This window comes from Paenarthrobacter sp. TYUT067 (assembly GCF_023656375.1).
Classification (GTDB): domain Bacteria; phylum Actinomycetota; class Actinomycetes; order Actinomycetales; family Micrococcaceae; genus Arthrobacter.
Window position 1 is genome coordinate 1 of record NZ_JAMOIT010000019.1, and the last position, 17,347, is coordinate 17,347.

The 17,347-nt window shown below is 60.9% G+C and carries 18 protein-coding genes; 10 read left to right on the forward strand and 8 right to left on the reverse strand.

Annotated features, from left to right (window positions below):
• Positions 1-615 (reverse strand): DUF222 domain-containing protein (locus MOD31_RS16610; RefSeq protein ID WP_250821151.1); only part of this gene is annotated, 615 nt, incomplete at its 3' end.
• 140 nt (positions 616-755) lie between these two features.
• Here MOD31_RS16610 and MOD31_RS16615 point away from each other — a divergent pair.
• Positions 756-1,739 (forward strand): dienelactone hydrolase family protein, encoded by a 984-nt coding sequence (locus MOD31_RS16615; RefSeq protein ID WP_250821152.1) that lies wholly within the window; start codon positions 756-758, stop codon positions 1,737-1,739.
• A gap of 18 nt (positions 1,740-1,757) precedes the next feature.
• Here MOD31_RS16615 and MOD31_RS16620 read toward each other — a convergent pair whose 3' ends face one another.
• A complete protein-coding gene (locus tag MOD31_RS16620; RefSeq protein WP_250821153.1) occupies positions 1,758-2,846 on the reverse strand; it encodes a YhcG family protein in 1,089 nt (362 codons plus the stop codon).
• A gap of 60 nt (positions 2,847-2,906) precedes the next feature.
• Here MOD31_RS16620 and MOD31_RS16625 point away from each other — a divergent pair, with 60 nt between their 5' ends.
• Both MOD31_RS16625 and MOD31_RS16630 read left to right on the forward strand, forming a co-directional pair.
• A complete protein-coding gene (locus MOD31_RS16625; RefSeq protein ID WP_250821154.1) occupies positions 2,907-3,389 on the forward strand; it encodes a DNA alkylation repair protein in 483 nt (160 codons plus the stop codon).
• A gap of 75 nt (positions 3,390-3,464) precedes the next feature.
• Positions 3,465-4,967, forward strand: a complete 1,503-nt coding sequence (locus MOD31_RS16630) for an FAD-dependent oxidoreductase (protein ID WP_250821155.1) — start codon at positions 3,465-3,467, stop codon at positions 4,965-4,967.
• On the opposite strand, the gene MOD31_RS16635 is transcribed toward MOD31_RS16630, so the two are convergent.
• Complete coding sequence (locus MOD31_RS16635) at positions 4,964-5,953, reverse strand: hypothetical protein (protein ID WP_250821156.1); 990 nt, start codon at positions 5,951-5,953, stop codon at positions 4,964-4,966. The genes MOD31_RS16630 and MOD31_RS16635 overlap by 4 nt on opposite strands.
• Positions 5,954-6,031: 78 nt before the next feature.
• On the opposite strand from MOD31_RS16635, the gene MOD31_RS16640 reads away from it, so the two are divergent.
• From MOD31_RS16640 to MOD31_RS16650, 3 genes are read left to right on the forward strand one after another with little or no spacing between them, the layout of a single operon-like run.
• A complete protein-coding gene (locus tag MOD31_RS16640; RefSeq protein WP_250821157.1) occupies positions 6,032-6,520 on the forward strand; it encodes a VTT domain-containing protein in 489 nt (162 codons plus the stop codon).
• Between the two features lie 31 nt (positions 6,521-6,551).
• Positions 6,552-7,355, forward strand: coding sequence for a thioesterase family protein (locus MOD31_RS16645; protein ID WP_250821158.1), 804 nt, complete (start codon positions 6,552-6,554; stop codon positions 7,353-7,355).
• Positions 7,355-8,104, forward strand: coding sequence for a lipoate--protein ligase family protein (locus MOD31_RS16650; RefSeq protein WP_166840580.1), 750 nt, complete (start codon positions 7,355-7,357; stop codon positions 8,102-8,104). The genes MOD31_RS16645 and MOD31_RS16650 overlap by 1 nt, the downstream gene beginning before the upstream one ends.
• Positions 8,105-8,140: 36 nt before the next feature.
• Here the strand turns inward: MOD31_RS16650 and MOD31_RS16655 are convergent, their stop codons facing one another.
• From MOD31_RS16655 to MOD31_RS16665, 3 genes are all read right to left on the reverse strand, one after another.
• Positions 8,141-8,779 carry an MBL fold metallo-hydrolase gene (locus tag MOD31_RS16655; protein ID WP_250821159.1) on the reverse strand — a complete coding sequence of 213 codons (639 nt, stop codon included), beginning with the start codon at positions 8,777-8,779 and terminating at the stop codon, positions 8,141-8,143.
• On the reverse strand, positions 8,776-9,861 hold the full coding sequence (locus MOD31_RS16660; protein ID WP_250821160.1) for an S-(hydroxymethyl)mycothiol dehydrogenase: 1,086 nt from the start codon (positions 9,859-9,861) through the stop codon (positions 8,776-8,778). The genes MOD31_RS16655 and MOD31_RS16660 overlap by 4 nt, the downstream gene beginning before the upstream one ends.
• A 142-nt stretch (positions 9,862-10,003) precedes the next feature.
• Positions 10,004-10,261 carry a mycoredoxin gene (locus tag MOD31_RS16665; protein WP_018777778.1) on the reverse strand — a complete coding sequence of 86 codons (258 nt, stop codon included), beginning with the start codon at positions 10,259-10,261 and terminating at the stop codon, positions 10,004-10,006.
• 168 nt (positions 10,262-10,429) lie between these two features.
• Between MOD31_RS16665 and MOD31_RS16670 the strand changes: the two genes are divergently transcribed.
• On the forward strand, positions 10,430-11,176 hold the full coding sequence (locus tag MOD31_RS16670) for an SOS response-associated peptidase (RefSeq protein ID WP_250821161.1): 747 nt from the start codon (positions 10,430-10,432) through the stop codon (positions 11,174-11,176).
• A 30-nt stretch (positions 11,177-11,206) separates the two neighbouring features.
• Here MOD31_RS16670 and MOD31_RS16675 read toward each other — a convergent pair whose 3' ends face one another.
• Both MOD31_RS16675 and MOD31_RS16680 read right to left on the reverse strand, forming a co-directional pair.
• A complete protein-coding gene (locus MOD31_RS16675; RefSeq protein WP_014921999.1) occupies positions 11,207-11,596 on the reverse strand; it encodes a hypothetical protein in 390 nt (129 codons plus the stop codon).
• A gap of 46 nt (positions 11,597-11,642) precedes the next feature.
• Positions 11,643-12,179: a TetR/AcrR family transcriptional regulator gene (locus MOD31_RS16680; protein WP_250821162.1), complete on the reverse strand. Its 537-nt coding sequence runs from the start codon at positions 12,177-12,179 to the stop codon at positions 11,643-11,645.
• 58 nt (positions 12,180-12,237) lie between these two features.
• On the opposite strand from MOD31_RS16680, the gene MOD31_RS16685 reads away from it, so the two are divergent.
• From MOD31_RS16685 to MOD31_RS16695, 3 genes are all read left to right on the forward strand, one after another.
• The gene (locus tag MOD31_RS16685) at positions 12,238-13,293 is read left to right on the forward strand and encodes an FAD-dependent monooxygenase (protein WP_250821163.1); all 1,056 of its coding nucleotides are present in this window, start codon (positions 12,238-12,240) and stop codon (positions 13,291-13,293) included.
• Between the two features lie 79 nt (positions 13,294-13,372).
• Positions 13,373-13,717, forward strand: a complete 345-nt coding sequence (locus MOD31_RS16690) for a DUF6504 family protein (protein ID WP_142939048.1) — start codon at positions 13,373-13,375, stop codon at positions 13,715-13,717.
• 3 nt (positions 13,718-13,720) lie between these two features.
• A complete protein-coding gene (locus MOD31_RS16695) occupies positions 13,721-17,221 on the forward strand; it encodes a DNA polymerase III subunit alpha (protein ID WP_250821164.1) in 3,501 nt (1,166 codons plus the stop codon).
• The last annotated feature ends 126 nt before the right edge of the window (positions 17,222-17,347 follow it).

The following is a 17,347-nucleotide window of genomic DNA, read 5'->3' on the forward strand; positions in this document are numbered from 1 at the left end:
GTACGTCATGGTGTCCGGCGCCGGACGCAAACTCACCATCCGCTCAGCAGCGGCACGACTGGCACGACCCACCACCGACCGCGGATCCCGCCGATACGCAGCAGCCTTCACCGCCGCAACAATCGCCTTATCACCCTTGCCATCAAAAGTCCCGGTATCGGCGGCGAGTTCCTCATCCACCGCACACCGATCCTCAACAGACAAACACGCCGTTTCCTTCACGAGCAACGTGGCCCGCCATTCATTCAAGAGCCCGGCCCGCAACGCTGCCAAAGTGTGGGGCATCTCCACCACCAACGCCTTCGCAAAACCCAGCAAACGCGACCCCCGGTTCGGGGACTCCCGCCTCGCCAACGCCACCTGAGCCCCCACCCCTTTACCTTGGTCAGAGGCGGGAACGCCTTGCTGTGCCTGCTCCTGCCTCTGGGCCAGGTCAAAGGCAACAGCGATCTTGGCCTGCAAACTCGAGATAGCTGACTTCATATCTTCAAGCACCCGCAACTGCTGGATCAGATCACCACTGACGGTGCCCGACAGAACGAACCCTCCGGAGGTGGCAGGAAGACGCGCAGCGGAAACCGCCGCCTCCACTTGCCTTTCCCGAATCCGCTCCATGTCATAACTCTGGCAGGGGGCACTGACATTATTAGAGTCTCATTCCCGGGGAGGTGGCGACAGATCCGGCACTGAACCATCTCACCCTTGCTCACGTCTTCACATCAAGGGAGGATCATCACATCGTCGGGAGGATCGCCGTGGTGCAGCTGGAGAAGTTCGAGAAGTACTTGATCGAAGAGTTCTACGATGACTACCGCTCGGGAGAGATGTCGCATAAGACATTCACCCGGCGGGTGGCGTTCATCATGGGAAGCATGTCGGCTGCAGGGGCGGCCATGGCCTTGGTGGGTTGCACGCCGGAGGAGGTTCCCAAGACCACGGACCCGATGCCCACGCCATCGACCACGTCGTCGGCGGCTTCTCCGGGGAACACCGTGAACGCCACTACCGCGGTTCCCAACGCCAAGAGCCCGTTGTCCGTTCCAGAGGGCGCGGCGGGTCTGGTTACTGCCACAGTGAAGTTCGACTCCGGCGGGACGGAGATCAGCGGTTACCTCGCCCGGCCTGAGGGAAGCCAGAGGGGCCCAGGCGTGTTGATCTGCCACGAGAACAGAGGCCTCACCCCGCACATCCAGGATGTCGCACGGCGTTTTGCCAAGGAAGGGTATGCGGCGTTGGCACTGGACCTCCTCAGCAGGGAGGGCGGGACAGCGTCGATGGACCCGGATGCCGTCCCGGGCGCTCTGACGCAGGCGGGTGCCCAAAGGCACGTGGGTGACTTTAAAGCCGCCTTTGAGTACCTCAATGGCCAGGGTTATGTGGAGGAGGGCCGGATCGCGATGGTTGGCTTTTGCTTCGGTGGCGGGATCACGTGGCAGGCGTCAACAGAGATAGGCGGGCTCAAGGCCACATCGGCCTTCTATGGCCCCGCACCGGACTTGACCAAAGTCCCCACTCTCAAGCCGGCTGTGTTCGGTGTCTACGCCGAGAAGGATGCCCGCATCACCGGCTCCATGCCTCAACTCCAAGAGGCGCTGGATAAAACCAACGTCAAGCACCAGCTCAAGGTGTACCCCGGCGTTGACCACGCCTTCCACAACGACACCAGTGAACGCTACGTGGAGGCCCAAGCCACAGCAGCCTGGAACGACACCCTGGCTTGGTTTAGGGACAACGTCTAGGGGACCCTGCCCGAGAACTCAACGCTGCAAGCGCGCAGCCTCACTAGCCAGCTCGGCCTCCAAGGTCTCAATACTGGGCAGGCTCGCCACCAATTCATCCGGCAAGGAATCGGCGATGGAGGTTTTCCACTCTGCGATGCCAACGGGGGCGTTGAACCCACGCAGTGCGTACTCGGCCACCACGCTGTTCTTCTCCTTACACAACAGCAGTCCGATGGTGGGCTTGTCGTCCGGGTGCGCCAGGAGATCGTCCACCGCAGCCATGTACATCCCAAGCTGGCCCAGGAACCCGGGTTCGAACTTCACGGCCTTGAGCTCTATCACCATGTAGCAGCGCAACTTCAGATGGTAAAAGAGCAGGTCCGCGAAGAACTCGTCGCCGGCAATTTCCAGCCGGACCTGCTCGCCCACAAAGGCGAAACCCTGGCCCAGCTCCAACAGGAATTTCTCCACATGCTTCACCAACTGCTGCTCCAGGTCCCGTTCAGTGTGCCGGTCACTCATGGACAAAAAGTCAAAGACGTAGGGGTCCTTGGTTGCCTGCTGCGCGAGATCCGAATCTGCAGGGACCATAGTGGCCGCAAAGTTGGTGATGGCTTGGCCTGATCGCTCATGGAGACGCGTTGAAATCTGGTGCGTCAGCACGTTGCGCGACCAACCGTGTTGGGCCGCTGCCGATGCGTACCAAAGGCGCGTGGCGGCGTCGTCGAGCTTTTCCAGCAGCGCGATCTGGTGGTACCAGGGCAATGTTGCAAGCGGCGCTTGCAACATTGGGAAGTCAGGCCACGCCTGCGCGAAGCTCTTCATATACCGAAGGTTCCTGGGGGAGAAGCCCTTCGCGTCAGGGAACCGGGTGCGGATGTCGGCGGACAGCCGGGTGACTACTTTGGCACCCCAGCCTTGCTCGGATTCACGTTCGGCCAGCTGTCGGCCAATGCTCCAGTAGGAGTTCAGCAACTCACTGTTGGCGGCCGCCAGAGCCCGGGTCCTGCCGACGCGGACCTGGTCAGCCACCGTGTTGAGCAGTGTGGGGTACCAGTGGGGCATGGACGAGGCCGCCGGGACACCCGGAAATGATGCCTCGGTGGCGAGCTCTTGGGACGGCATGTTGCTCCTGTCGATTGCTGGTGGCACCACGCTATGGGAAGGCACTGACAAAATAGACGGGTGAGTGAAGCCGGTGAATTCGTGGACTACACACTGCAGATGGAGTCCACCTGGGAGAAAGCTGCAGAGGCCAGTGAGCGTTTGGGCGGGACCTTGAAGGTGTATGGCGCGTCGGTGGGCGCCATAAGGGGAATCGTGAGGGATACGCTCAAGCGGTATAAGAACCTCAGCCATGACCACATCACCGCCCTGAGTTCAGAACTGTGGGAAGAGCCGGTCTTTGAGCGTCGCCTCGCGGCTGTGGTTCTGTTGCAGACCAAGGTGCGCATCCTGGTCAACACGGACCTGACCCGCATCGAGGGGTTCATCAGGAGCGCCGGCACCAGGGAATTGGTGGACCCGCTGGCCAAGGATGTGGTGGGACCCCTGCTGGCCCGGCTTGAGGGTTTGGCGAGGGAAAGGGCCGATCGGGTGTTGGATCGTTGGGCGAGTGATCCGGACCCTGAACTGCAACACGCCGCAGCCCTCGTCGTGGCACCCTAAGCTCTTGATAAGCATCAGCGAGGCGCCTAGCGTTTCCCTCAACACATGCCAGTGGATTGGGAGGCGGGTTGTTTGATGAAATCGCTGTGGTTGGACCGCGAATCCCCGTTCACCTCTGATGCGCTTCCCGACGAAAAGCACTATGACACGATTGTGGTTGGCGCGGGCCTCACGGGGATGGTGACGGCGCTGTTGTTGTCCCGGTCCGGCCAGCGTGTTGTGGTTTTCGAAGCCCGCACGTTGGGGGCTGTGAGTACCGGTAACACCACAGGCAAGCTCAGCCTCCTGCAGGGAGGTGTGCTCTCCGCGCTGCGCAGCCAGTACTCCTTGAAGGTGGTCAAGGCGTATGTTGAGGCGAACAAGAGCGGGCAGGCGTGGCTCACGCAATATCTGGAGCAGCAGGGCATCCCGTTTCAACGCCGGACCGCGGTCACCTTCGCAACCACGGACGACGGCGGCCAGCGGCTCCGCAAGGAGGCTGCGGTTTCGCGGGACGCAGGTTTGGACGTCCACTTCAGCCGTGACGCCGGGCTGCCGTTCCCCATAGTGGAGGCTTTGGAACTCGAAGGCCAGGCCCAGATTCACCCCATGGATGTGCTGGAAACCCTTGCCAGGGACATTCGAGGCCATGGCGGCCTCATTGTCGAGGGCATGCAGGTGGAGAACGTAGCTTCCGGGCAGCCTATGGAGGTCTCCACGGGCAAGGGCACTTTCACTGCAGACACTGTGGTGATAGCTACGGGCACCCCAATCCTGGACCGCGGACTGTATTTTGCCAAGCTTGAGCCCAACCGCTCCTATGCGGCTGCGTTGAAGGTCCCGGGCGATCTTCCGACGGGCATGTATCTGTCCATCGATTCACCTACCCGCTCGCAGCGCACCCACCCTACACCCGAGGGAGAGCTGCTCCTGGTCGGTGGTTATGGGCACACGGCGGGCCGGGCTGCATCACCTAAGTCGCATTTGGATGACCTGCTGGGGTGGGCCACCCGGCACTACCCCGGAGCAGAGGTCACCCATACGTGGTCGGCTCAGGATTACCAAGCCACCAACCTGATGCCGTTCTTCGGCAAGCTTCCCCGCGGCCACGGACGCATCTTTTTCGGCACCGGCTACAACAAGTGGGGGATGAGCAACGGGGTAGCGGCAGCCCTATCCATCACCTCGGACATCCTGGGCGGCCAATCCGATTGGGCCACCACCATCCATCACCGCGTCACCTCGCCCCAAGGAGCGCTCCAAGCCGTGCGGTTGAACGCGAGCACCACCAAGCGAATGGTGGAGGACAGGGCAAGAATCAAGGCCAATCCTGACATCACGGATCAAACGCGTCCAGCCGAAGGAACCGGCGTTGTGGGGCTGTACAAGGGTGAACCAGCCGCAGTGTCCACCGTGGACGGCAACGTTTGCATGGTTTCGGCCAGGTGCTCACACCTGGGTGGCATCGTGACGTGGAATGATGCCGAAAAATCGTGGGACTGCCCTCTGCACGGTTCGCGCTTCACCCCCGAGGGCAAATATCTTGAGGGTCCTGCAACCCATCATTTGCAGGAGTCGCCGGTCAAGAAGAAGGACTAGCTCAGCCGATCGATGCGCCGTTGGGCTTGATCGGCGGCGCGGCGTTGCTGGGTTGCGGCCCGCACGGCCCGTTTCTTTTCTGATTCCGCGGATTCTGCATCACGGGTGACTCCAATGAGTTCGGCTTCAAGGGTTGCCAGACGTTTCTTGAGGTCTTCAATGTCGGCTTTGAGTTTGGTTCGGCGATCAGCCAGTGCATTGACGGTGTCCCACGCTTCGGATGCTGCCGCTTCTGCTTCCCTGGCCGTTTGGTCGGCGACGTCGAACTCGCTGCGGGCCTCTTTCAGTGCTGCTTGCTGCTTGGCGGCCCGCCGATCGGCCAAGGACGTCGCTTCTTCCTTGGAGGACTTCTGTTGCGGTGCCTTCCCCTTGGGCGGAGTGTCTTGGGACGTCGGAGTGCTCTTGGCGTGTGGTGGGGGCACCTTCTTGACTGATCTCTCGACTGATCGCTCTTGTGTAGCTTCGGTCGCTTCGTCATCGGGACCTGCCGCAGCTATTGCTCCTGCAAGGTCCACTGCTTCGAAGCCGCTGCCGCTGAGCCCCCTGACCAGCCTGCCCGTTCGTACCGCGGCGGCTGCCCCGGCATCGGCCATGGCCGCCCTGAAAGTCTGCTCAACATCGGACGTTGCGGCCGCGCTCAGTGGAGCCCCCAGCTCTGCAGCGAGATCCCTGGCCGAATGGACGGCTGTTGTCAGCTGACTTTGGCGTTGCTGCCCGAGTTCACGGAATGCTTCGGTGTCCTGCTCCTCCTGGGCGGCTCGTAACGAAATGCCAAAACGTACGACGCCGTCAATTACCTCGGGTTTGTGAACGGCCAGGATGTTGATGGCCCAGGCTCCGGCAGCCGGCTTGGGAAGGCTGCCGATCTCTTGAGCCAAGTCTTTTTGCCCGGCGTCCTTCGCTTTGCGCACCAGAGCAGTACGTTCCGCCGTGAATTCACGAGGTGTCACGGCGTACAACTCCTGGGCGGCGTCGCGGAGGTCCATGGAATCATCCTAGGGTTTGACCGTAGGAGTCCGGGACCTGGTCTTCAGCGAAGCGCTGCTTAGGGTAGCCTAAGTCGAGTGGATCAGATCATGAGTTTGCCCTTCGGCGTCGCACTCGCAGCGCTCTTCGCGATTGTCATGATCCGTGTCAACGTTACTTATTGGATCGGGCGGGGGGCCATGGCCGGGTTCGCACATACCCGCTTCGGTGGTTCTTTGGAGCGGCCCAAAGCTGCCCGCGCCCAGGCGCTGATCCAGCGCTGGGGTCCGTACGCCGTCGTACTGTCTTTTCTGACTGTTGGCCTCCAAACTGCCATTAACCTCGCAGCCGGTGCCGCCCGTATGCCACTCCGACGATATTTGCCCGCAGCTGTGGCGGGGTCTGTGATCTGGGCCCTGCTCTACGCAACCATTGGTCTTGCCGCTCTGGAGGCATGGTTGGCGGTAGCCGCCGCATCACCTGGTGGAGCTGCTGTGGGCGTGGCGGTCCTGGTGACCGCCATTACGTGGGTTGTTGTGTTCCGTCGGCGTCGGGCGAGGGCCAAATCAGCGGATACAGTGGTCTGAGTTCTACAGCTGGATCGGCGAAAGGCCTGGGTTGACTACTGCATTACCGGAACTGGCGGACGGCGACTTTTACTACGAATCACTGGGTGGGGGCCGCTACCGGTCCACCCTTCACGCCCAAGGTGCCTGGAATCCCCACGAACAACATATGGCTCCGGCGTCGGGCATCATCGCAGATGCCTTGGTCCGCCATGAGCCGCGGAACGACGTCCGCCTGGCGCGGATCAGCTACGAAATCCTCGGGCTGATTCCCGGCGGTGAATTCCAGGTCACCACCTCGACGCTGAGGCCGGGAAGGACCATTGAACTCCTTCAGGCAGAGCTTTCGGCAGGGGGTCGCGTGGCTATCCGTGCCGCCGCGTGGCGCATGATCACCAGCGACACCAGCGCCGTGGCCGCGGTGGAGGATGAGTCCATGCCGGCCCCTGATGAATGCAAGCCATGGGATGGGGCGAGCGTGTGGCCCGGTGGTTACATCCGGTCTTTGGAGATGCGCATCGCTGAGGGACACCGTCCTGGATCAGGCAAGGTTTGGATCCGGACGTCTCATCCGCTGACGAACCACAACGACAGCTCCGATGTGGCCCGCCTGTTGGGGCTGGTGGACACCGCAAATGGCATAGCAGCACGCGTTCCTCCGGGTGAAAACAGCTACATTTTTCCAAACGTGGATCTTCAAATCCATATGTATCGCGCTCCGGCCGGTGAATGGCTGGGTCTGGATAACAAGGTCTCTTTCGGAGCGGACGGCATCGGCCTGACCTCCACTGTGCTCCATGACCTCAACGGACCCTTCGGGCGGGCCGAGCAGATCCTGACCCTGAGGAAAAGCTGATGAGCGGGTTGGAAGCAGGGGCCCGCCAGCTCACTGTCTACCGCCAGAAGGAATCCATGGGTGCGGCTGCGGACCTTGATTTCGCTTTGGAGCTGCTTCAGCGTGCCCGTAGCGGAAATCTGGGCCCGTCCCTTCGCCTGTATCGACCACAGCCCACGGTTGCTTTCGGTCAGCGCGACGCCAACTTGCCAGGGTTTCAGGCTGCGGCAGAGGCGTGCCGGGAGCTGGGGTTCGAGCCGCTCATACGCAAAGCCGGAGGCCGCGCCGCTGCGTATCACCAGGGGACCTTGGTCATTGATCACATTGAGCCTCACCCTGACGCGATCGTTCGCGCCAAAGCCCGTTTTTCCGAGTTTGGTGAGCTGCTGGCCGGAGCGCTGAGAAGCGTAGGCGTTCATGCCGCCGTCGGTGAGATTCCCGGTGAATACTGTCCGGGGGAGTTTAGTGTCCACGGCGAGGACCCCGATTTCCCTGCACACCGCATCAAACTGATTGGTACAGCCCAGCGTGTGGTTTCCGGCGGGTGGTTGTTCAGTTCGGTGATTGTGGTGGAGGATTCCAAGCCCATTCGTGAAGTCCTGGCGGCGAGCTACGCGGCGCTTGGATTGGAGTGGGATCCTGCTACTGCTGGTGCGGCCAATGACCTGCTCCCGCACCTGGATGTTCAGTCGGTGGAGGACGCCGTTGTTGAGGCTTACCGCGGGTACGCGGAAGTTCTCGACGGCGACTTCCGCAGCCTAGTGGGGTAGGGGCGTCAGCCCGTACCCCACTATTTGCGCTTGGTGTCAGTGCCCGCGGGCGATCCATTCATCCAGGTGCGGCTTCTCTGCGCCGATGGTGGTGGAATCGCCGTGTCCCGTGCGGACCACGGTTTCCTCCGGTAGTGGCAGGAGCTTTGTCCGGATGGACTCGATGATGGTGGGGAAATCGCTGTAGGACCGTCCGGTCGCACCGGGTCCGCCTTGGAAGAGCGTGTCTCCGCTGAAGAGTGTCTCTTCGCTTGCAAGGTGGAACGAAACGGATCCTGGAGAGTGTCCGGGAGTGTGGATCGCTTTCACCGTTGCGCCGGCCACGGTGAACTCGTCACCGTCCACGATCGCCACATCAGGGTCAACGTGGGGGAACACGGCCTTCCACAGCATCCAGTCTTCCTGGTGCAGGTGGATGGGTGCTGTGACGAGCTCCCGGAACGCACCCGCGGAACTGATGTGGTCATCATGGCCGTGCGTCAGCAAGATGGCTTTGACGGTTCGGCCACCCACGGCCTGGCGAATTGCTTCGGGGTTGTGCGCGGGGTCGATGACGATGCATTCGGTGGCGTTGCCGATGATCCAGACGTTGTTGTCCACGTCCCAGGTTCCGCCGTCGAGGGAGAACGTCCCGGAGGTGACAACGCGATCGATGGTGACGTTTCCGGTGCTCACAGCTCAACCACCGATCGGAGGACTGCGCCATCGTGCATCTTGTCGAACGCTTCTTCCACCTGGTTGATGGTGATGCGTTCGGTGACGAAGGCGTCCAGGTCCAGCTTGCCCTGCTTGTACAGGTCCACCAGCATGGGGAAGTCCCGGGAGGGCAGGCAGTCGCCATACCAGGATGACTTGAGTGATCCGCCGCGGCCGAAAACATCCAACAGTGGCAGTTCCAAGGTCATCTCCGGCGTGGGGACACCAACCAGGACAACGGTGCCTGCGAGGTCGCGGGCGTAGAACGCCTGCTTGTAGGTTTCGGGACGTCCGACGGCGTCAATCACCACGTCTGCGCCGAAGCCACCTGTCAGAGCCCTGATTTCTTCAATGGGGTCGCTTGAGGATGAATCCACGGTGTGTGTTGCACCGAGGTCCTTGGCGCGCTCGAGCTTCTTGGCGTCGATGTCCACGGCGATGATGGTGGTGGCGCCTGCGAGCGCGGCGCCGGCGATGGCTGCTACGCCCACTCCTCCGCAGCCGATCACAGCAACGGAGTCGCCTCGCTTGACGTTGCCGGTGTTGAGCGCTGCGCCCAAACCTGCCATGACGCCGCAGCCGAGCAGGCCGACGGCGGCGGCATCGGCGTCGGGGTCTACCTTGGTGCATTGGCCGGCGGCGACCAGGGTCTTTTCGATGAACGCGCCGATGCCGAGGGCCGGTGAGAGTTCCGTGCCGTCTTCGAGGGTCATTTTTTGGGTGGCGTTGTGGGTGTTGAAGCAGTACTGGGCTTGGCCGCGGTTGCATGCGCGACAGTTGCCGCAGACTGCACGCCAGTTCAGGACGACACGGTCGCCCGGGGCTACGTCTGTGACGTCGGGGCCTACTGCGCTGACAACGCCGGTGGCTTCATGGCCGAGGAGGAACGGAAAGTCGTCGCTGATGCCGCCGAGTTTGTAGTGGAGATCGGTGTGGCAGACGCCGCTGGTGAGGATGTCCACCAAGGCTTCGCCGGAGCCGGGTTCCGGGACGAGGATGGTTTCCAGGGTTGCGGGGGCGCCTTTGGAGCGGACGACGACACCTTTGACTGCGTGGACCATGGGATGTTCCCTTCGGGCTTTTGGGGCGCGGGTCCTTTCTGTGGTGCAAAAAGGGCCCGCTACGGATTCCCATTCTGTCTATCACAGGTGGCAGACAGAGTGGGATTGTTCCGTGCGGGCCCAACAGCGGTGGTGTGGCAGACTATGCGGCCAGTCGGCTCTCCACCTCGGAAGCGGACGGGTTGGTGGCCGCGGTTCCGTCAGGGAAAAGCACGGTGGGTACGGTGCGGTTGCCTCCGTTGAGCTGCTCGACGAGTTCGGCCGTGCCATCTACTTCTTCGATGTTGATCTCGGTGTAGCCGATGCCCTTGGCGTCCAGCTGCTTTTTGAGGCGGTTGCAATAACCGCACCAGGTGGTCGAGAACATGGTGATGGTGCCGGAGTCGGGAGTGAAGTCCACAGAGCTCTCCTCAGTATGGGTTGTTAATGCAGGGTGGTTCGTCGGTAACAACGGTAACCCGCGTCCGAATAATTCCCGTTCGGCAGCAGGGCCGGGTTACGTCACATGCCGGTGCTGGTGCGTTGTCCGAGGAGAGGGCAGACTGTTGCCATGTGTGGACGTTATGTAATGGCTCGTGCGGTGGGGGACCTCCTCGCTGATTTTGACGCCGAACTTGAGAACGAGATTGCGCTGGAGAAGTCGTGGAATGTGGCTCCGACCGATGCCGTTCCTATTGTTTTGGAGAGGCTGATTGACGAGGACGTGAAGCGGCAGCTCCATGTGGCGAAGTGGGGTCTGGTGCCATCATGGGCGAAGGATCCCAAGGCTGGTGCCAGGCTTATCAACGCTCGAAGCGAGACGCTGTTGGAAAAGCCGTCCTTCAAGAAGGCCGCCGTTGCCAGGCGTTGCGCAGTTCCGGCAGACGGTTATTACGAATGGAAGAAGGGCGAGGGTAAGAACAAGCAACCGTATTATGTGCACCCGGGGGATGGCCACGGTTTGGTCTTTGCAGGCTTGTATGAGTGGTGGCGTGACCAGTCTGCATCCGATGATGATCCGGGGCGTTGGTTGCTGTCCATGTCCATCCTGACTGCCGATACCCCAACGGCGGATGAGGCCAAGACCCGGCGCAGTGCCTCGGTGTTTGACGAACTGACTGCCCTCCATGACCGCGTTCCCTTGCCGATGAGCACTGAGACGATGGAAGCGTGGTTGGATCCGAGGGAGAAGGACGCTCAAGGGTTGGTGGATCTGGTCCGCTCCAAGGCGCACGACGCCGCGGCCGGGTGGACGTTGGACGCTGTGGGCGCAGCGGTGGGAAATGTCCGCAATAACTCACCGGAACTCATTGAACCGGTGGAAGCTCTCTTCTAGGAACTACAGGAACTCCAAAGCGTCCAGGACCTACAGAGCTTCGGTGACGGGCACGCCGGATTGGAACTCCCGGCCATCGGCTTCGCTGAAGCCTGTCATGACGTGGCCTTTGCTAAGCCCGTGGATGGCAGACATCGGAAAATTCCCTGTGATGACGTTGCCGGAATGCTCTACGCCTTTGATGTCGTAGTTCTCCTCGGCACTGAGGGAGTGGTTGAACGAATAGAAGGAGATCGCCTCGCCGTTCATGAACTCTATGCCGAGCCTGCGCTGTGAGGAATAGTCCTCGCTGGCAGCAACAAGGCCCACGACGTAAGCGCCGGAGCCTGGTATGTTGCCATCGATTTCGAACCTTGCCACGAGGTTGTCGTCTTCGGCCGAGATGTTGACCTGCTTCAGGAGTGCGTCATTGGTGCTCATGCCACAATCCTGCTCTGTGGACCGGCTGCCGTCCACCCCTTGACTTTCATCCCTCCAACAGACGCAGGATGTTGCGCGCCACTATGGCTGTGTCAATGTCCTGCCCCGTCCTCGCGGTCAGCAGGTGAAGGGCGAGCCCGTCGCTGTAGTCGGAGATTGCTTCCGCCCGGCTGCGTGCTTCAGATATGCCCATGGCGTCGAGCAATTGCGCCAAGGCCGATACCAGCCGCTCGTGCCCGGCAGTGACAACACCTGGCTGGTCTAGGGCAAAGGCGAACCTGGCGCGGGTCAGTTCGGCGTTCTGGTGCGCGAGTCCCATGACTGCTCCGGCGATCTGATCCGCCAAGTCGGCTACCGACGTCGGTATGTCCGTTCCACCCTGCTGCAGCAGGAGGCGGTCACGTTCTTCAACGCGGTCGACGGCGGCCCCCATGAGTGCTGCCCGGTTGCGGAAATAGTTCGAGGTAGTTCCGACGGCGACACCTGCCTGGGCGTCGACGGCCCTGTGCGTGAGTCCTTTGAGTCCCTTGGCAGCAACGACGGCGAGGGCGGCGTCGGCTAGTTCACTTCGGCGGTCCGGCATGGCGAAAGTCTAGCTTCAACCCCTACCGGCACTACAAATGTAGTAGTACTGTGAACCCATGGAAAAGGTGGACATCATTGGTGGAGGGATCGCCGGGCTGGCGCTCGCAGGAATACTGGACCCCGGCAAGTTCGACGTCACCATCTACGAGCAGCGCCCCGAACTCCCCACTGTTGGAACAACCCTCGCCATGTGGCCGGAAGCCCAACGCGCGCTCTCAGAGCTGGGGATACTCGGAGCTGTACGGAGTCGCGGAGCCAAGATCAAAACCGGCGCCCTCCGCCGCCCTTCGGGAGAACCCCTGCTGTCCATGGAAGGTGAAGGCCTCCTTGGAATATCCCGGCCCGAACTCCTGAGGCTGCTGGACACGGCAGTGCCTCGTTCCGTGAGCCGGGCAGTAGCCAGAGTGGACAAGCTGCCGGGTACTGCCGGGCTGACCGTGGGCGCAGATGGCGTCAACAGCATTGTCCGGCGGCACTTCAGAGGCCCGCAGAGCGAAGCAAGGCCAACACCATTCCTGGCCGTCAGGGGAGTCATCCCCGGAACCCCGCTCCCGGAGGACATCGGCGAATACTGGGGGCGTGGCGAGATATTCGGCTTGGCGCCAGCCGAAGGCGGCAGCAACTGGTACGCTTCATTCCGCTCAGACCTGGGGCCGGACAAAGTAGACGTCGCAGAAGCCCTCGAAGTGACACGAAACCGCTACGAAAACCACGCGAGCGCCGTACAGGAAGTACTCGCAAAGGCCAGGCCGGACACCACGCTTGCCCAACGCATCTGGATCTGCCCTCCCCTGATCAAATACTCGCAGGGAAACGTTGTGTTGATAGGGGATGCCGCCCACGCCATGACACCAAACCTGGGGCGGGGCGCCTGTGAAGCGCTGATCGATGCAGTGACACTGGGCAAACTTCTAAATGGGCTGCCCAGTGAAAAGGCGCTCGCAGTCTATGGCAGGAAGCGCATCATGCGCACGCAACTACTCCGGGCTGCTTCTTCCCTCATGGGGACTGTCGCCCTCGCCCAGGGTGCACAACCATGGCGAGACGCCTTGCTCAAGCAAGTTGGAAAGCGAGTATCGCGAACCCGGGAAAGGGCATCAACTTCGAACTAGGTTTTGTCAGGGCGTCGGCGTAAACTGAAATTATTCGAACATACTTTCGAATCAATATTCCGGCGTAAGAGGTGAAGACATGGGGCTGTTCAGCGAGTCAGTAAGCGTGAGCTGCACGGACACCGGCCAGCCGCAGGAAGTCCACTGGAAAGGAACGCAGTACACCGTCACCAACGAACCCGTTCGCTGGTACGAGCGCCGGCAATGGTGGCTTGAAGAAAGCCGTGCACCCCTGGGCGCCGGAGCCGGCCTGGTTGACCACGAGATCTGGCGCGTACAGCTCCTGCCCGCCACCGTCGAATCGAAAACCAGCCACACCATCACCCTCGACCTCGTCCGGCACCTGGGCAGCGGGCGCTGGAGACTCCTGCGCATCCACGACGCCGCGCCATCCAGCGCCGTAGAACCAGAAGAAGCAGCGTGAACCTTGAGCTTTACCCACCTGCACGTCTCCACAGCCTTCAGCGCACACTACGGCGTCTCCTGGCCGGATGAACTAGCCCAAACAGCCGCAACAAACGGAGCCACAGCTCTCGCCTGTACCGACCGTGACGGCCTGTACGGCACCATCAAACACCTCAAAGCATGCATGGACGCAGGCATCCACCCCATCGTCGGGGTAGACCTGGCCGTATTCGACGACGACGGCGACCACCGCACCCAAGTGGCGGGCCGCGTCGTCGTACTCGCCCACGGAAACAACAACGGCGCCGGATACAGGGCACTGTGCCGCCTCATATCCGACGCCCACGCGCGCACCTCCGGGAAAGCCGGGGGAGCAATCCCACCTGCGGTCACCCGAGGCGAACTCGCCTCCAGAACCCTGGACCCCAAAACCCTCAAACCAGTCCTCACCGTACTCGTAGGGCCCGACTCCGACGTAGGCCGGGCCATGAGCGGACGCAAATACCTCAAGCCCAGAACCCTCTTCAAACAATGGATCGACGCCATGCCCCCCGGCACCATGGTGGCCGAAGTCGTTTCCCACCTCAGCGCCCCCGGACAACCACTCAGCACAGCCCACGCCGTACGCATGCTCAAACTCGCCCTCGAATTCAACACCCCCGCAATACTCAGCAACGCCGTCCGCTACTGCGCCCAGGACGGCGCCGCCACTGCAGATGTACTCGACTCCGCACGCACCCTCAAATCCCTTCCGGAACTCTCAACTGAACCCCTCCTCCAGCCAACAGGGCAGGGATGGCTGAAGACCCCGCAACAAATGCACCAACTCGGCAAAGAAATCATGAACGCCGCGGGCCAGGGGAAAGCCGACCTCACCAAACTCCTCGCAAACACAGAAGCGCTCGCCGACAAATGCCGCATCGACCCCATTCTCGACATGGGTTGGAAGAAGCCGGTAGTCCCTGAAGCCTCCATCATCGGCATCACCGCAGACCCCATGGTTGAACTCACCCAACGCTGTGAAGCAGGAATCAACAGACGGTTCCCAGGCATCAACGGAAACCTGGAAAAAAACCTGCGCTCGCGGTTGGAGCATGAGCTGGAAATCATTGCCGGACTCGGTTTTGCTTCGTACTTCCTCACCGTGGCAGAGGTCACCACAATGATCCTCGATATGGGTGTCCGTGTTGCTGCAAGGGGATCCGGCGCGTCAAGTCTGGTCAACTACTTGATCGATATCAGTCAGGTTGACCCGATACGCCACGACCTTATTTTTGAACGTTTTCTCTCCGGCCGGCGGTCCACCCTGCCTGATATCGACATTGATGTGGAAAGTGCTGAAAGGCATAACGTCTACCGAAAGATTTTTGACCGCTTCGGGGCTGAACGAGTCACCCTGATGAGCATGCAAAACGGGTACAGGGCACGTGGTGCAGTGCGGGATGCGGGCATGGCACTGGGGATGCCTGACGAAGAAGTGGGCGAAATTGCCAAGCAGCTGTGGAGATTCTCTGCGCGCAAATTCCGTGAAGCCCTGGTGGAGAAGCCGGAGCTTCGGGATTTTGCGGGGCGGGTGGAACGAGGAGCCCTGGAGGAGAACCAGCAGCTGGATTTGCTGGTGGATCTTACAGAAAGGCTGGATCGCTTGCCCCGGCATATTTCCATGCACCCTTGCGGAGTGATTTTGGGAGATGCCACCCTCCTGGATAGAACTCCGGTCCAACCCAGCGGTATGGGTCTGCCCATGAGCCAGTTCGATAAACACGATATGGACCCCATGGGCATGCTAAAGCTGGATGTCCTGGGAGTGCGCATGCAAAGTGCCATGGCCTTTGCGGTCCGGGAAGTGATTCGGCTTCATCCTTCCAAAGCTGAGGTTGTCGCAGCGGGTAAGCACCCCGTGGAGCCGGGCGGGAATGGTCCCGACTACATTGCTCATGACGGCAGGATTAACCTCAATGCCGTCCCTTTCGACGATCAGGCCACCTTTGAGCTGATACGTAGTACCCACACACTTGGTTGCTTCCAGATCGAGTCCCCGGGGCAGCGTGAACTCATCGGAAAAATGGCTCCCCGGGAATTCAATGACCTGATCATCGATATCTCTCTTTTCCGGCCTGGACCCATGAAGTCGGACATGGTGCGGCCCTTCCTGGAGCATCGCCATGGGTTTGCTCCTGAGATTTACCCCCACCCGGACCTCAAGCCAGTTCTCCAGGAAACGCACGGGGTCACGGTTTTCCATGAGCAGATTTTGAAAACCTTCCACGTTATGACCAATTGCGGCTTGGACAGGGCCGACGAATTTCGTCGAGCCCTGGGCGACGAAGTACATGAGCCGGGAGTAGAAAAGTACTTCCGACGGGAAGCAATCAAAAAATACCCTCCAGAAGTGGTGGATAAAGTTTGGGGGACCCTGAAAGCCTTCGGTAGTTTTGGCTTCTGCAAAGCCCACGGTGCTGCATTTGCCGTACCTACCTATCAGTCAGCCTGGCTCAAGGCCCATCATCCCGAGGCCTTTCTTGCTGGATTGTGGGAACACGATCCCGGGATGTATCCCAAACGGCTGTTGGTCGCTGAAGCGCGCAGGCTGGGGATCCCCATCCTGCCTTTGGATATCAACAGGAGCAAGGCTGAATACAGGGTGGAGAAAATCCATCATGGCTCGGATCAGGGCAAGCTGGGCATCCGCTTGAGCCTGACTGGTATTTACGGGCTTTCAGGAGTGGAACTCAAGAGGATCGTTGCCGGGCAACCTTTCGATTCCCTGGCAGACCTGAGGGCGCGGGCGCGGGTCAGTAAACCGAACATCAAAAGACTGGCCCAGCTGGGCGCCTTTGATGCTTTGCATAAGGACTCCGGAGGAACTGCGAACCGTGCTGACCTTGTGCACCATCTGCAAGCGCTCCAAAGCAGCCCCTCCAAGAAGGCCCCCGATGTCATAGAAGGGCAGCTGTCCTTTGCGCTGGGCGATGTTGAACTGAGAAACCTTGCTCCTGAGCTTCCTGAGCCAACCATGGTGGATAACGTCAGGGCAGAACTTGATCTCATGGCGGTGGATGTCAGCGAACATCTGATGGAAAGTCATCGGCCACTCCTGGACAAATTGGGGGTCACCACGGCAGACAAGCTCCTGGGCTTGCGCAACGGGACCGAAGTCCTGGTAGCAGGGGTCCGAATTGCCACTCAAACCCCGCCCATGCGTGGCGGGCGTCGCGTTGTCTTCATCAGCATCGATGACGGTACTGGCTGCGTGGATTCGGTCTTCTTCCATGAGGCTCAGGAAGACTCCGGGCCTCTGTTGTTTGGTACCCGCCTCCTGCTTATCCGGGGGACCACCAGAAGGACCGGCCCCAAAGGAATCAGCCTCAGTGCCAGCAAAGCCTGGGACCTCAGCCGTCCGGAAGCGTTGCCTTATGCCGAGCTTCTCCCCGCCGAAACCGGGCTACCTGATGGATACACCCACCATGGGCCGCTCCACGGTATTTCCAGGAACCTTGCCATTACTGGTCTGGGAAGCTGAAACCTTGGCACAACCCTGCCTTGAGTAGCCTGATTTAGCCCCGGCGCGCTGCTTTGGCCACCTTCGCTGCAGCGGATACGATTGACGGTGGCTGGCTGTGGTCCCCGTACGCCACAAGCTATGAAG